Source organism: Priestia sp. P1_B12_1, assembly GCF_056406695.1.
Genome location: NZ_JBFTZR010000002.1, coordinates 863996 through 879347, shown reverse-complemented (window position 1 = coordinate 879347; position 15352 = coordinate 863996). Strand labels below are relative to the sequence as shown.

11 protein-coding genes are annotated in these 15352 nt (G+C 39.1%); 1 reads left to right on the top strand and 10 read right to left on the bottom strand.

What is annotated here, in order from left to right; all coding sequences use genetic code 11:
• Window positions 1–285 precede the first annotated feature (285 nt).
• The 9 genes from AC1D0Y_RS09920 to AC1D0Y_RS09880 form a co-directional block, all read right to left on the bottom strand.
• The gene (locus AC1D0Y_RS09920) at window positions 286–1047 is read right to left on the bottom strand and encodes a serine hydrolase (protein ID WP_477707538.1); all 762 of its coding nucleotides are present in this window, start codon (window positions 1045–1047) and stop codon (window positions 286–288) included.
• Between the two features lie 14 nt (window positions 1048–1061).
• Window positions 1062–2069: an ABC transporter ATP-binding protein gene (locus AC1D0Y_RS09915; protein ID WP_060746034.1), complete on the bottom strand. Its 1008-nt coding sequence runs from the start codon at window positions 2067–2069 to the stop codon at window positions 1062–1064.
• Between the two features lie 12 nt (window positions 2070–2081).
• The gene (locus AC1D0Y_RS09910; RefSeq protein WP_060746062.1) at window positions 2082–2987 is read right to left on the bottom strand and encodes a C40 family peptidase; all 906 of its coding nucleotides are present in this window, start codon (window positions 2985–2987) and stop codon (window positions 2082–2084) included.
• A 31-nt stretch (window positions 2988–3018) separates the two neighbouring features.
• Window positions 3019–3963, bottom strand: a complete 945-nt coding sequence (locus AC1D0Y_RS09905; RefSeq protein ID WP_272801605.1) for a S66 peptidase family protein — start codon at window positions 3961–3963, stop codon at window positions 3019–3021.
• Window positions 3964–4051: 88 nt separating this feature from the next.
• Window positions 4052–5695 carry a peptide ABC transporter substrate-binding protein gene (locus tag AC1D0Y_RS09900; protein ID WP_060746036.1) on the bottom strand — a complete coding sequence of 548 codons (1644 nt, stop codon included), beginning with the start codon at window positions 5693–5695 and terminating at the stop codon, window positions 4052–4054.
• 31 nt (window positions 5696–5726) lie between these two features.
• Window positions 5727–6725, bottom strand: coding sequence for an ABC transporter ATP-binding protein (locus AC1D0Y_RS09895; protein WP_028408017.1), 999 nt, complete (start codon window positions 6723–6725; stop codon window positions 5727–5729).
• Between the two features lie 4 nt (window positions 6726–6729).
• On the bottom strand, window positions 6730–7668 hold the full coding sequence (locus AC1D0Y_RS09890) for an ABC transporter permease (RefSeq protein ID WP_028408016.1): 939 nt from the start codon (window positions 7666–7668) through the stop codon (window positions 6730–6732).
• 1 nt (window position 7669) lies between these two features.
• Window positions 7670–8599 carry an ABC transporter permease gene (locus AC1D0Y_RS09885; RefSeq protein WP_028408015.1) on the bottom strand — a complete coding sequence of 310 codons (930 nt, stop codon included), beginning with the start codon at window positions 8597–8599 and terminating at the stop codon, window positions 7670–7672.
• A 14-nt stretch (window positions 8600–8613) separates the two neighbouring features.
• Window positions 8614–9438 (bottom strand): M55 family metallopeptidase, encoded by an 825-nt coding sequence (locus AC1D0Y_RS09880; protein WP_060746037.1) that lies wholly within the window; start codon window positions 9436–9438, stop codon window positions 8614–8616.
• Window positions 9439–9690: 252 nt separating this feature from the next.
• Between AC1D0Y_RS09880 and AC1D0Y_RS09875 the strand changes: the two genes are divergently transcribed.
• Window positions 9691–10986: a purine/pyrimidine permease gene (locus AC1D0Y_RS09875; RefSeq protein WP_050690748.1), complete on the top strand. Its 1296-nt coding sequence runs from the start codon at window positions 9691–9693 to the stop codon at window positions 10984–10986.
• 30 nt (window positions 10987–11016) lie between these two features.
• Here the strand turns inward: AC1D0Y_RS09875 and AC1D0Y_RS09870 are convergent, their stop codons facing one another.
• Window positions 11017–15222 carry a tetratricopeptide repeat protein gene (locus AC1D0Y_RS09870; protein WP_477707537.1) on the bottom strand — a complete coding sequence of 1402 codons (4206 nt, stop codon included), beginning with the start codon at window positions 15220–15222 and terminating at the stop codon, window positions 11017–11019.
• Window positions 15223–15352 lie beyond the last annotated feature (130 nt).

Below are 15352 nucleotides of genomic sequence, written 5' to 3'. Positions count from 1 at the left end.
ACATTCACTATTCGTTTAAAATATATACTATTATTCTATTATATAAAAAATATGAATAAGTTGGTATAGGATGAATGATTTATCATTATTTTTTCATAAAATTTTATGAAAAAGAACATGTTTATCTATTACTAGCATAAATCCAGCACAGCAAATAACGGTCTCGCCAAAATCTGAGAAGACAAGCATTTATTATTAGTAAATGTGAGTTTTTCTTTGATAGAAGACATTAAATAAAAGAGACCAAACCAATCCCACTTATTGAAGTATATGGTCAAAAGATTTTTAGATGTTAGATGACAGAAGGTATCCAATATCAGCAATTAATCTCCTTCCCTGTTCATTGTCACTTAGTCCATCTATCAAAACAACAGCATAATACGTTTCGTTACCTCGCATGAGAATAGCACTATCATGTTCTGCTCCCTGTAGTTCTCCAGTCTTATTCGCAGCTTGAAACGCTGACCCTATACGTGCTGGAAGCTTATGCTGAAACTGCTGTATTTTTAACATTCTCATTATTTTTTCGCGACTAGATTTTTGCAAAAGGTTTCCTTCATATATTTCCCTTAGACACTTTACTACGTCAGAGGCACACGTATAATTATCAATCCCTTTTTCAACAGCGATTTCGTCCATCATATAGCGGTTTAAAACGGTTTTCTTTAATCCTAGATTTTTAGCACATTCGTTAATTTTTTCAAATCCTACTAAAGAAATGAGCTCATTTGTAGCTGTGTTGTCAGAAACAACTATCATAAGGGTAAGCAGCTCCTCCACTTTAATATATGTTAACCGCGGAAGAGCTCTAAGTACGCCTGCTCCGCCAACCGTGTTTTTTTCCATTCTTTGAATGACAGATGTCAAAGCCAAGATGCCCGCATCAATTTGACGAAACGCTTCTATTGCAAGCAGCAGCTTGATTGTACTTGCTGCTCGTTGTTGGATAAAAGAATTAATCTGTATGGATTCTTTTCCTTCAATATGAATACGTATAAGTCCATTATTACTCCGCTTCCATGTAGTAACTGCATCTTCGATTTTCATTCTCGCTCTTTCCATCATTTTGTCGCAGCTGTTTCCATATAGTTGTTACTCATTATCTTTTGATTGTATAAGTGACAGGCTACAAAGTGATTGTCTTCAACTTCCTGCCACTCCGGCTTTTGAGTCTTACAGGCTGCTCCTGCAAGAGGACAGCGCGTATTAAACACGCAGCCAGAGGGCGGGTTAATTGGACTCGGTAATTCTCCTTTAAGAACAATCCGCTTCCGATTATCCTCAACGTCAGGATCAGGGATAGGAATAGCTGACAGTAGAGCTTGAGTGTAAGGGTGAAGCGGTTTTTGATACAGCTCCGAACTTGTTGTTAATTCTACTAAATGTCCTAAATACATAACTCCAATACGATTGCTTATATGCTTTACCATCGATAAGTCATGTGCAATAAATAAATAAGTTAACCCTTTTTCTTTTTGGAGTTTTTTTAATAAATTAACTACTTGAGCCTGTACAGACACATCTAAAGCAGAAATAGGTTCGTCTGCAATAATGCATTCTGGATTTAGTGCTAAAGCTCTCGCAATCCCTATACGCTGGCGCTGCCCGCCGCTGAATTCATGAGGATAGCGATTGGCATGATCACGGTTTAGCCCGACATCTTCTAGCAGCTCATACACGCGGTTCAGCATCTCTTTTTTATTCGAATAAAGTCCGTGAACCTCCATTGGTTCTGAGATAATCTCCTTCACGGTAGAACGAGGGTTTAGTGAAGCATATGGATCTTGAAAAATCATTTGCATATTACGATGAAAAGCAAATTTTTCTTTCTCTGATAGCTCATGCACGTTTTTCCCTTTATAAAGCACCTCTCCTGATGTACGGTTATACAACCCAATGATTGTTCGTCCGGCAGTTGATTTTCCGCAGCCGGATTCACCAACAAGTCCAAAGGTTTCTCCTTTTGAAATATGAAAAGACACGCCGTCTACTGCTTTCAAAACCTGCTTATTCGTAATCGAAAAATATTTGCTCAGCTGCTTTACTTCTAACAAATGCTTCGTTGCCATAACTGCCACCTCCTAATAATAGCGCCGGGCTGCGCACAGCTCTTCTTCATAAAGCGTTCCTTTTAATTCAATCAGTTCAACGGTTTTACCTGTTTTAGGTGAATGAAGCATTTTTCCTTTACCATAATAAATACCAACATGGTGGATAGACCCTTCACCTTTTTCATGAGCAAAAAACAGCAAATCTCCAGGTTGAATAGAGGCTAACCCTACTTCTTTTCCTTGCCTTGCTTGATCGGTTGCATCTCTTGGAATAAGATATCCGTTTGCTTTATGAGTAGCATAGGCAAACCCTGAACAATCATATCCCCAGGCACTCATGCCGCCCCATAAATATGGAAGATTCAAAAACTGTTCTCCTGCTGCAACAATCATATCGCCAGTTCCTTTTACTTTACGGTTTCTATCCTCCATTACAACAGCATCTTGACGTTTTATTCTCCCCCTGCCAACCGGCGTTTGAACTTCTAGCCATTCTTTATCTTCTTTTAAAAGAGGCAGCTGCGTTTGATAACTAATTTGCAAGGCTTCTTCCGCTAGGTGCAGGGTCGCAATCGTTGCTGATACCACTGCCGTTGGTTTATTCAATGGAAAATATTCAGCTTGAGAAATCAGTTGGTGGAAAGGAACCCAACCGGGGTATCCTCTTTCATCTTTAGAAGAAAACTGAGAAGGAATAACGATTTTTGCCCATTTACCTTTGATTTCTGTTACATATACTTCTTCTCCTAGTAACAGCTGCGTTTGAACTAAATTTTTCTCACAAAGGTCCAACCGGCGTGTATACGTTAATTGTTCTAACCATTTATCCAGTTTTACTGGGACACTTGTTGCATTGTCATCTATTTCTCTGCTAGAGTCATAGGAAGTCCAAACAGTCGCCACAGCTACGCAAACGTAATACGTTTTTTTATCCACCACTTATTTATCCTCCTCTCAGGTTTAACCTTCAGCGTTCGATTTTATCTTTTGGTAATGCGATACCTGATTCAAACTCCACGGTTCGTTGATGAGTAGACATCGTGGCATAACTTCCAATCGCCACGGCTGTTTGAGGAGAACAATGTCCGATGCGAAACCCTTTCATAACAGGCTTTTTTAAAGAAGTCAGGTAACTTGTTAATGCCATTTCTAATGAAAGCGACTCCGTACGTTTTTTAGGATAGCAGTTATGAAAATCTCCGATAATAATTCCTGCTGCATCCTGCAGTTTATTGGCCATATACAGCTGTGTCATCATGCGGTCAATTTCATACGGTTCTTCATCAATATCTTCAATAAATAAAATTCGATTTTTTGTATCTAGTTCAAATGGCGTGCCCAGCGTGCTTACCAGCAAAGTAAGATTTCCTCCTATCAGCTGACCAGTTGCTTCTCCTTCACAAATAGTGTCGAGCGTACTAATTTGATCTGTATAGCACAAAGAACGGTGAGAAAATAATTGATAAAAAGCTTGCTTCGTCTCTATATGAACATCTTCTTTTCCGAGATCCGACGAAAGCATTGGCCCGTGAAAGGTAACCAAACCTGTACGCTGATGAATAGCCGTATGTAAAAATGTAATATCACTATACCCCAAAAAAATCTTTGGGTTTCGTTTAATTAAATCGTAGTTTAATTGCGAGGCAAGCCTAGCAGTCCCGTACCCTCCGCATGCACAGATAATTGCCTTTACTTGCTTATTAGCAAACATCGCATGTATATCCGCTGCCCGCTGTTCATCAGTCCCTGCCAAGTACCCGTGTTTTTTATATAAATGCGCGCCTGTTACTACGTTTAACCCTATTTCCTTTAAATATTCTATTCCTTTTTTTAGATTGTGCTGATTAGGCGGACTAGCAGGTGCAATAACAGCTACTGTATCACCTTTTTGTAATCGTTGTGGTTTTATCATTTGTTACACTCCTTTTGGGTAAAGAAATGAAGAAAGTGAAACTTGGGTCAGAAGGGAATTGAAATCCCCTCTGACAAAAAGTTCCACTTTACTGTTTATCTGCCCACTTCAAATCTAAATAGCCAACAGGATGACGAACAATTCCAGATACGTTATCTTTGATTAAAAACACATAGTTGTAGAAATGGATAGGAATGATCGGCATCTCATCAAATAAAATACCTTCTGCTTTATACATAAGCTCAAAACGTTTTTTATTATCCGTTTCGTTCATAGCTTGTTTAATTAACTCATCATATTCTTTATTGCTCCAAGCTGTACGGTTCATTGAATGACCCGTCTGGAAGCTTTCTAAAAAGTTAATTGGATCTGCATAATCAGCTAAAAATGAACTTCGTGACAGCTGAAACTTTAACGCTTTTTGTTCTTCTTGGAAAACATTCCACTCCATATTGGCAAGCTTCACATCTACGCCTAGATTTTCTTTGAACATTTGCTGCAGTGCTTCTGCTATTTTTTTATGCGTATCGTCTGTACTGTATGTTAGCGTAATAGCTGGCAGCTTTTTATATCCTTCTTCTTTCATTCCTTTTTTCAGAAGTGCTTTTGCTTCTTTGCCATCTGTTTTTAATAAGTCGCCGCCCGTTTTCCGGAAATCCTTTTCATCTGCATCTTTAAATCCGTAAGACACGAACCCGCGAGCTGGTTTTTCTTTATTCTTTGTAACAAAATTAACAATTTGATCTTGATCTACAGCCATTGCAAATGCTTTACGGATATTTTTGTTTTGAAAGGGCTCTTTATCTAAGTTAAAGCGATAGAAGTAAGTTCCCGCTTGGTCTTCGATATGAACATCTCCATCTTTCAGCAGCTTTTCACTTAAATCCGATGGAATTTCAGACACATCTAGTTCTCCATTTTGATACATTTGATATTCTGTGTTTGTATTTTCAACAATTGCCCATTTTACCTTGTCGAGCTTTACATTTTCAGCATCCCAGTACTGATCGTTTCTTTCCATGACTAGATTACTGTTATGCTTCCATTGAGTTAATTTGAAGGGACCATTAGCAACAAACGAATCTGCTTCTGCAAACCATTTCGGATTTTTTGTTGCTACTTTTTCATTAATTGGGAAGAACGCTGGATTGGAAACTACGCTTAAGAAATAGGCTTGAGGGCTTTTAAGCGTAACTTCAAAGGTTTTGTCATCTAGCGCTTTTACCCCTACTTGATCAGCACTGCCTTTACCCGTATTAAATTCTTCTCCACCTTGGATGAAATAACCTAAAAATGCCGCTGGTGAACCCGTCTTAGGGTCTAACAGCCTCTTCCAAGCAAATACGAAATCACTTGCTTTCACGTCATCTCCATTTGACCATTTAGCATTTTTTCGTAAATGAAACGTATAGACCTTTTTGTCATCAGAGATATCCCATTTCTCGGCCATTGCTCCTTCAGGCTCATCGCTTTTTCCTAAACGAGTCAGCCCTTCCATTAAGTTATTAAGCATATTCCATGAATATGAATCAAATCCAATAGGTGGATCAAAAGACGTAGGTTCTGCGCCATTATTCATATAAAGGACCTTACCCTCATCTTTTGCTGTACTGCTCTTCTTTTCTGGCTCCGCGCCGGAATCTTTTGTGGCCGTACAGGCAGCAAGTGCAAATATAAGTACACACATCATTAGTAAAGACCCTATTTTTTTCATCATTTCCCCCTCTTTCATAAGTTCTCTATTCATCTATTCATCTATAAATCTAGCTTATAGTTGTTACAAATTTTTGGGCTCTCTCATCTTGAAGCCAGCAGTGCACTTGGTGACTTTCTTTCAGCTTTGTCGATACAGGATACATGCGATCACACACTTCCATTACGTAAGGACAGCGAGGTGCGAACGAACATCCGGATGGAGGTGCAAATAAATCGGGAGGCGATCCTGCAATAGGCACAAGCTCACTTTCGTATAAATCTAACCGAGGAACTGAACGCAGCAATCCTTTTGTATACGGATGCTGCGGCGTATAAAAGATATCTCTTCTTGTTCCAATTTCTACAATTTTTCCTGCATACATTACGGCCACTCGGTCAGCTACCTGAGCCACTACCCCTAAATCATGGGTAATTAAAACAATGGAGACATCCGTTTTCTGCTGAATATCCTTAAACAATTCTAAAATCTGCGCTTGTATCGTGACGTCAAGAGCTGTGGTAGGTTCATCAGCAATTAGCACTTCGGGATTGCACACAAGAGCCATTGCAATGACAATACGCTGTCTCATTCCCCCGCTAAATTCATGAGGATATTGCTTTAAGCGTTCTTTAGGATTTGGGATTCCGACTAGCTCCAGCATTTCAAATGCTTTTTCTTTGGCTTTTTCTTTCGAGATGTTTTCATGTTGCATAATATTTTCTGAAATTTGCTCGCCTACGCGAAGAGTTGGATTAAGCGCAGTCATAGGATCCTGAAAAATCATCGAAATATCAGCGCCTCGAATGTCTCGCATTTTCTTTTCTGGTAGTTTCGTTAAATCCTGGCCTTTAAATAAAATAGATCCGCTTGTGATCCTGCCCGGAGGTGTCGGAATTAACCTCATAATACTTTGAGATGTTACGCTTTTTCCGCACCCTGACTCTCCGACAATCGCTAGTGTTTCTCCTTTATGTAAATCAAAACTAACGCCTCTTACAGCTTGAACTCGCCCTCCGTAAGTTGAAAACTGTACGTGTAAGTTTTTGATTTGGATCATTTTTTCCATTTGCTTACCTCCTTAATTTCGGATCAAGTGCATCTTGCAGTCCGTCTCCAAGGACATTAAAAGCAAACATGGTTAGAGAAATAAAAAACGCAGGGAAAAATAAACGCCACCAATAGCCTGATAGAATCGTTGATAAACCATCGTTTGCCATTACTCCCCAGCTGGCATAAGGAGCCTGTACACCCAGCCCTAAAAAGCTTAAAAAAGCTTCAGCAAAAATGGCAGTTGGCACGGTTAGTGTCATTTGAACGATAATCGGTCCCATCGTATTTGGAAGCAGGTTTCGCTTAATGATACGACTAGTTTTTGTTCCAAAGGTTTTGGATGCAAGCACGTATTCATAGTTTTTTATTTGCAATACTTGCCCCCGTACAATTCTCGCCATCCCGATCCAACCTGTAACGGAAAGTGCCACAATAATCGTAGAAAGCCCAGGGCCCATCACTACCATTAGTAAAATCACCACTAATAAATAAGGAAGACCGTATAAAATTTCAATTACGCGCATCATGGCATTATCTGTTTTTCCGCCTTTGTAGCCGGAGAATCCCCCGTAAATGACACCGATGATAAAATCAATAAGCGCTGCCATCAGCCCTACAAATAAAGAAATTCTAGCCCCGTACCATGTCCGAGTGTACATATCTCTTCCTAAGTCATCCGTTCCAAACCAATGACTAGCTGAAGGAGGAAGGTTTTGCTCTGTAAAAGAAGCTTTCGTTACACTGTAGGGTGAAAACATAGGGCCGAATATAGCCATCACAACGAGAATGACTAAAAAAAAGAGGCCCAGCATGGCTAACTTGTTTTTTACAAGCCTGCGCCAAGCATCATGCCAATAAGAAAGACTCGGCCTTACAACTGCTTCAGCTTCAGATTTCTTTTTTTTCTTTGGCACAAACCACTCATCAGGAATTTGCTTATACTCCTGTTTTTCCAGCACATTATCCCTCCTTCTTGTACAGTTTGATTCGTGGATCAAGTATTCCGTAAGCAATGTCTACCAAAAAAAGCATAATGATGAGAATCGAACTGTAAAAGACCGTCGTGCCCATAATTACCGGGTAGTCTCTCGTATTAATACTGTCCACAAAATATTTTCCCATGCCAGGAATAGCAAAGATTTGTTCAATAACAAATGTGCCGGTTAATACGCTGGCTGCAATCGTTCCAAGAACTGTTATAACGGGCATTAAAGCATTTCTAAGCGCATGCTTAAATACAATTTTTACTGGCGAAAGCCCTTTTGCACGCGCTGTTCGAATATAATCTTGAGTTAGTACTTCTATCATGCTGGAACGAGTCAAACGTGCAATAATAGCCATAGGACCTGTGGCAAGAGCTAGAGTCGGAAGAATCATATGTAAAGGGCTCGTCCACGTAGCGGCAGGTAAAATTTTCAAATTAACAGAAAGCTGTTGAATTAACAACGTGGCCATAACAAAATTTGGAACCGACAATCCGATAACTGCTATGCTCATCGCCATGTAATCAATTATTCCATTCCTTCTAAGAGCAGCAATAATGCCTAGTGTAATACCGGAAATCACGGCAAGAATTAACGTCACTATTCCAAGTTCAAATGACACAGGAAATCCTCTTCCTAAAAGGTCGTTAACCGTTTGAGAGGGCTGTTTAATGGAAGGACCAAAGTCAAAGGTAACAATGGATTTTAAATAAAGAATATATTGCACAGCTAGCGGCTCATCTAAGTGATAGAATGATTCCAGGTTTTTTTGAACTGCATCGCTTGTCGCTCGTTCTTCATTAAATGGAGATCCAGGAATCGAATGCATTAAAAAGAAGGTTAAGGTCACAATTACCCACAGCGTGACAAGCATGGATAAAAATCGTTTCAAAATATAACTTTTCACCTTTATCCCACCTTCTAACAGAATGTTGTGCGTGTAGCTAATTCAGTCATCACAAGCATGGCCTGATAAGCTTCTAAAATATCTTTTGCTTGAAACCGAACGGTCGTCGTTCCAGGCTCAATTTCTGTTCCCGGCATTAAATGCGCCCACTCTGCTTGACCGTAATTTGCAAATTCTATTCGTAAGGTTGGATGTTTAGGTGGAATTAAAGGTTTAACAAGGTGTTTGTGTTGAATAGCTGCGGCTGTTTTTTCTTGAAGTAATTGTTCTGCTTTCTTAGGGGTTAATGTTTTGGCTGCAGAACGTGAAATGGCCTGTTTGACGATAGCAGTCGTTACATTTGGAATAAGCTGCTGTGCTTCCAGCGCCGTTTGGTCATCGCCGGCTACCATTAAAACTGGCACGCCGTAATAGCCTGCGACGTATGCGTTGAAGCCTAACTCTCCAATATTCTTATCGTCTATGTACATATTGCGGGCACCAAATATCATCGAATGAGACATGACACCAGGCATGGATGCTTTAGCATGATACCCTAGAAACATAGCACCATCAAAAGTCTGATCTAATCCCTGTACCATTGAATATGGTTTTACACTTCCTGAAATAAGCTGAGTTTCTGGATGAAGCCGTTCAACAAGGAGATTATTCATACTCGAATGGCTGTCATTTACCACAACTTCTGAGCACTGTTCTTTAAATCCTGCATAAATTACTGCATTTGCTTCATCCGTCATTATTTTGCGGCTTCTTTCATAATCTTCTTTCTGTCGCAGAACATTTGTGTGATCGACGAGTCCCGTAATTCCTTCCATATCAACCGACAGATATAGTTTCATTTGTCTTATTCCTCCTCCTTCCTTGACTGTTAGTCAGTTCATTATAAATTATTCTTATGTTTATAATTTATAATTGTAAGAAAATTATAAATTATCTTTCTTCTTTTTACAACAATATATTGAATTTTTTGACACTTTACTCATCTTTCTTTTAACAAGATATCGCTTACAAATTGGAAATCCCATGGTAAAATAATAGAGAAGCCTGTTGGTTCATTCAGCCGCTCGTCGGCATTAATTGAGGTGTTAAGAATGTTTCGAGTTTCCATTGCTTCACTACAATGGTTTTTATTTATGATTTCTAATAGTATGATTGTTCCTATTGTAATTGCTTCTCAGTTTCATTTAAACGCAGCGGATTCTATTCAATTTTTACAGCGAACGTTATTTATTTTAGCTTTATCCGGGCTCTTGCAGGTATTTATAGGGCATAAATACCCAATCATGGAAGGGCCAGCTGGCGTTTGGTGGGGCGTCTTTTCTCTGTATGCGAGTCTTGGAACCGTTCTGTTTGGTTCTCACTCTGAAACGCTCCGGGTGCTGCAGTTTACCCTCCTTATAAGCGGGATAATTGCTATTTTGATGAGCCTGCTTGGTCTCATTGATAAACTAGCAAAATACTTTACCCCGACAGTTACCGGTACATATTTAATTTTATTAGTGACGCAGCTCAGCGGTTCCTTTTTAAAAGGAATGTTTGGCATTACAGAAACGAATTCAGCTATTAAACTTCCAATTGCGCTGGCTTCAGCTGCGATTTTGCTGCTGACTTTTTATTTATTATCGCACCGGACGTTAAATAAGCTCAGCATTATTATTAGTATTGGTGTAGGCTGGGGAGTATTTGCAATGCTAGGATTAGCTAAACCTATCGAGTTTCAGGCGCAGTTATTTTACATACCTAAAGTGTTCGTATTTGGAGCTCCTCGCGTTGAATGGAATATGGTTGTTACTGCTTTTTTTGTGACGCTCATTTTAATTACAAACATGCTCGCTTCTATTCGTGTTGTTGAGTCTGTTTATAAACAAAAAGGAGAAAAAATTGAAAAAGACAATATTAAGCGTTCCGGGATGGTTTCGGGTATAAGTCAGCTGCTTGGAGGATTGTTTTCAGGTGTCGGTGCCGTTCCTATTTCAGGTTCCGGTGGATTTATTTCAGCTACAAATCTTTATAGCCGAGTTCCTTTCATTGTAGCATCGTGTCTTTTGCTTTTTCTGAGTATCTTTACTCCTTTAACGTCCATTATGTCCGCTCTTCCTCCTGCCGTCGGATACGCGGCAATCTTTCCTGTTTTTACAGGTATGATGGCTCTTGGAATTGGAGAATTCAAGCATGCCAAACAGCCCGAAAAAGCAATGAAAAAAGCTGGTATTGCGTTGCTGTCGGGGATAGGGGTTATGTTTTTGCCTTCTCAAGCTTTTTCAACACTGCCTCCTTTAGTTACTACGTTTTTAAGCAACGGATTAGTTCTTGGTACCATTATCATTCTTGCACTGGAAATTTCCGAATCCATTTCTTTGAACAGACAAGGTGCAAAAGAGGGATAAAAAAAGAAGCTGAAACCCAGCTTCTTTTTTTTACCTTCTTACCGTTAATCCTTTTAGTTCATCGTCTTCCATAGCCATTTCATAAAATTCTCCCGTTTCATCGTGCGCTAAAACATAATCCAACTCTTCCTGAGCAGAAGCAGTTTTTCCAAGAACAGCTAGATAGCATGCCAAGTTATAGCGAATAAAAAGATCTTCGTCTCCACTTTCTACTCTGGTTATCATAAGCGAAGCTGCTGCTTCCGTTTCACCTTCTAAATGATATGCGATACCTAAATCGGTATACATCCCTTCATACTCTTGACGCTGTTCAATTGCTTTTTGAAGAAGCTGAACAGTTTCATGATAACGTTCCATTTTATTATACAGTTTTGCTAGTCCTGCATATATGTCAGGCTGATAAATCTCCTGCTGAAGTAATTCTTGAAAAGCTGCCTCCGATTTTTCTACCTCTTCAAGGCTACTCAAAATAAATGCTCGGTATATCTGCAAATCTATATGATATGGCTGCTGTTCAAGAAGTTTTTGAACTAAGTTTAGCGCTTCATGTGCAGCCTGTTCATTTTCATGGATGTTAACGAGTATATTGGCTAAATGATAGGCAACATCAAAATCCCAGCTTTGATGCAGCGATTTTTTCAGCACGGTGATGCTATCTTCAATTAATCCTTTCTCTTCGTAAAAAGCCGCAAATGCATGCACAGCCTCTTTATTATTTCGATCCGTTTTTATAGCAAGTTCATACAGTTCAATCGTTAAGCCAAGCAGCGTAACCGTTTTTGCTTTTGCTTTGAACTTTGCTAAGCTTCGTTTGAAAATAGATCCTTTCTGCTCTTCTACGATCGAATCGGCATACTCATTTAAAGCCTCGGCTGCGTTTTTAAATAACAAGCTTTTGCTTTGTTTTTCCATTTTTATCTTTTTTAAATCTGCCGTAAGCCCAGACAGTTTTTTTCCATTTGGAAAGCTAGACATGAACGTTTGAAATAGAGCGTAATCTTCCGGATCCTCACTTAGTAACTCTGTAAGAATTTTTCTAGCTTCTTCATATCTCTGCTCCATGATGAGCCATTTTGCCTGATGATGGCGAATAGCAGGATTCTGTGGATCTAGTTCAAGCGCCTTCTCTAAATACGTTTCAGCCTGTGAAATGTCTCCTTTTAGGCGATACACATGAGCCTGGCTGTCAGCGAGCCATTGGGGAAGTACAATTTCCTCTACGCTTTTTAATACCTCTAACAGCTCTTCATACTCTTTCTCTGTTTCACAAAGTGAAGCTGCGTGCTCAACGTTTACTTCCATAGGATTCAGCTGTATCCATTGAAGCAGCCAATTCCTTTCAGCCGTTCGATTTTGTTCTTCACAAGCTATTTCGGCAAGCTTCATACAAGCGGCTTCAAATGTTTTATCAAGAGTTAAGCATTTTTGGAAGGCCTTTTTTGCTTCAGTGATGCGATTCATTGATTGATATATTTCACCTAACCGATAATATGGCAAAGCATCTTGCTTGATACGAAGCGCTTGTTGATAAAGTTTCTCACTTTTTGTTAGCTGCTTGGCTTGTTCGTATAATATGCCTAAGTAGCACATGTACAAAATCTCATCAGGGTGCTCTTGATGTTCTGCAGTTAAAAACTTAATTCCACGAGTCAGTAAAGCCGTGTCTTCTAAATAACTCGTATATGCTTCTAACACTTCAGCTAGCGCTGTTTGAGCAAAATGAATTCCTTCTTCATAAAGAGCAAATCCAAACTCTATCGTTTGGTCGTCTAGATTCTTCTCTTTTGCTGCATCCAAAAGCATGCTGCCTGCATCCAACAGGACGTCGCTGTTCGATGAAAACTTCTGCGCAATAAGCGTGAGCGTATCAACGGCCGTTAAATGTTCACCTGTTTCTAGATACGCATAAGATAAGCCCAAATACATAAGGGCATCTTCTTCTATTTTTAAGCCTTCTTTATACAGAGCAATAGCTTCTTCGTACCTTTGATTCGCGACGTATAAATCGCCTAGTCTTCCTCGAATTGTCATGTCGCTTGGGAGATGCTTCATGCCTTCTTTGAGATAGCTTTCAGCTTCGTCTGTTTTTTCTAGTTGATATTGTAGCAAATCAGCTATCGAAAGATATGGATAAGGAACAGTCGGCAAAAGCTTTTTAGCTACTTGAAATCCCCGGTAAGCTTTACGAAACTTTTTTAAATGTTCATCACAACGGGCTCTTTCAAACCAGCTGTGCGCATCTTTTGGATTTTCTTTTAATAACGCGTCGAAAAGATTTCTGGCTTCTGCATATCTTTCTTTCTCCATTAAAATAAGTCCGTGATTGATTTGTGTATAAGATTCATCGCCATACATATTTAAGGAAATGGTCGAGCATTCAAAAGCTTTTTCGAGGTTTCCTTTGTACATATATGCAAGTGCTAAATAGCTCCAGTTCAAATGCTGCTCTACGTCTAATTGCAGGGAGCTCCGCAGTGCTTCAACAGCCTCATCATATCTCTCTTCATCGAGCGCAATTCTTCCTTTAAGATAGTGATAAAAAGAGCTATGCTTTTTGTTATCTATGTGGTGTAACAAGGAAGATGCTCCCTTACTGTCGTCAAGTTTAAAAAAGGCATATGCAGCGTGAAGCTTAAGGTAATCATGATTGCTATACTTCTCTAACACATGGTTAATACACGTACGAATATAGGCTTCATGCTCTTTTCTATACAAATGCTTCATACTGTAAATAGCGGCAAATGGAACATGCTCATTTGCTTTTAGTAAAGAAACGAGATCATTAATGTGTGCCTCTTCATCCGCTTCAACTAGTTCGATTAAGTCATACAGCTGACGAATAAACACATCTTGCTCTTTAGAAAGTGAAGCGAGATCCGCTGCCGCTTTAGAAGCAACAATTGATAAAAAACCCGAATTAGCGTAATGCTGATCAAAATTTTTATATTCTACATACGTTGGACTTAGAAAATTAGCATCTTGTACATGAAAAAGTTCAAGTTCATCATCATAGCCAAATACAACTTGAACATGGGAAGCTTGTTCAAATTCCAGACTGACCAAAATAGGCAGCCCTTTGTCTAATAGTTCTTTAAACTGTTCAACTGTGCCTGTAAAAAACATCGCTGCAAAGCCAAGAGATTCAAAGTAGCTCACCGCAGTTGATAATTTGGAGCCTAACCCTCCGTAAATACGCGTCCCAATCTCATCCTGTGTTTTTTCGGTATGTAAAAGCCTTAACATCATACTCATACTAGCTGGCACGCAATAATTATCTTTTTGAACAATCGGTACAATAGGAAGCTTGATTGTACTGCATTTATCGTCTGTATTCTTTCCAATTAATTTTTGATAAGGTGAATCTTTTAAACATCGCTTAGTCGACAGCAGATGCGTAAGCTGAGATTGCTGCTTCTGTTCAAAATAAATGTCGGCGCGCAGCAGCGTAAAAAAATCTTGATAATCGTGATAGGGTAACTTTGAATCAATAAATTCAATCGTTTCAAGCAAAAGAGAATACTCTTTTAAATCTTTTAATCGCATCACTTTATCCATATATAAAGACGGAAGCTGTGGGTAGCGGACAATAGCCTCGTTAATTTTTTCAAGCGATTGTTTATGCTTCCCTTCATAGGCATATAGATCTGCGAGCATTGCATAGCAAAAATCTCCATTCTCCTTATATGTCGTTCCTTCTTTTAAGCAGGCTTCAGCTTTCATTCTGTCGTTGAGCTGCAAATAAAAATAGCCCCATCTGTCAGCCATACCCTTTTGATTATGGAACGTTACTTGTTTCATCCACTCAGAAGCTTCATCCACTTGTTTCATTTCTAAAAGAATTCTTACCTTTAAAAAATAGATTTTCTCAAGCTGTTCCTCTTTAACTGATTCCGTATCCAGCTGAGAAATTAATAAAGAAAGTCTATCATCAGCGTCGAGTATCTTGCCTTCTCGCAGGAGATCATCACAATAAAGAGTTACCATTCGAATCGAGCCAAATCGACGATATCCATATGTCGTTAACATTCGACTTAAACGATTTAATAAAGCTTCATCACAAAAGCGGATAAGCTCGTACAGCTCTTCTTCCGTTTGTAAGTTTGCTAACCATTCTTTCACAATACCCGTAAGGCTCTTTGGTTGAAGGCTTTGTACTTCTTCTGTTATATACGCTACAAGATCAAATATTTGATAATGATCCACCATGCTTTTTAATTTCTGATAATTTATACTCAATTCAAAACCACCTTATTCAATAAAATAAGAACTATTGCATCTGCTGTCTATAAATTGAAGTATAAGAAATTTCAAGGATTTTTTCTATACACAATATAAATTTAAGCATATTGACGGGTCTTTAAATAGC

Bases quoted from the DNA above. Each gene is read 5' to 3' on its own strand.
- AC1D0Y_RS09920 (WP_477707538.1), bottom strand. From the start codon at position 1,047: ATGAAAATCGAAGATGCAGTTACTACATGGAAGCGGAGTAATAATGGA.
- AC1D0Y_RS09905 (WP_272801605.1), bottom strand. From the start codon at position 3,963: ATGATAAAACCACAACGATTACAAAAAGGTGATACAGTAGCTGTTATT.
- AC1D0Y_RS09900 (WP_060746036.1), bottom strand. From the start codon at position 5,695: ATGAAAGAGGGGGAAATGATGAAAAAAATAGGGTCTTTACTAATGATG.
- AC1D0Y_RS09895 (WP_028408017.1), bottom strand. From the start codon at position 6,725: ATGGAAAAAATGATCCAAATCAAAAACTTACACGTACAGTTTTCAACT.
- AC1D0Y_RS09875 (WP_050690748.1), top strand. From the start codon at position 9,691: ATGTTTCGAGTTTCCATTGCTTCACTACAATGGTTTTTATTTATGATT.
- AC1D0Y_RS09880 (WP_060746037.1), bottom strand. From the start codon at position 9,438: ATGAAACTATATCTGTCGGTTGATATGGAAGGAATTACGGGACTCGTC.
- AC1D0Y_RS09915 (WP_060746034.1), bottom strand. From the start codon at position 2,069: ATGGCAACGAAGCATTTGTTAGAAGTAAAGCAGCTGAGCAAATATTTT.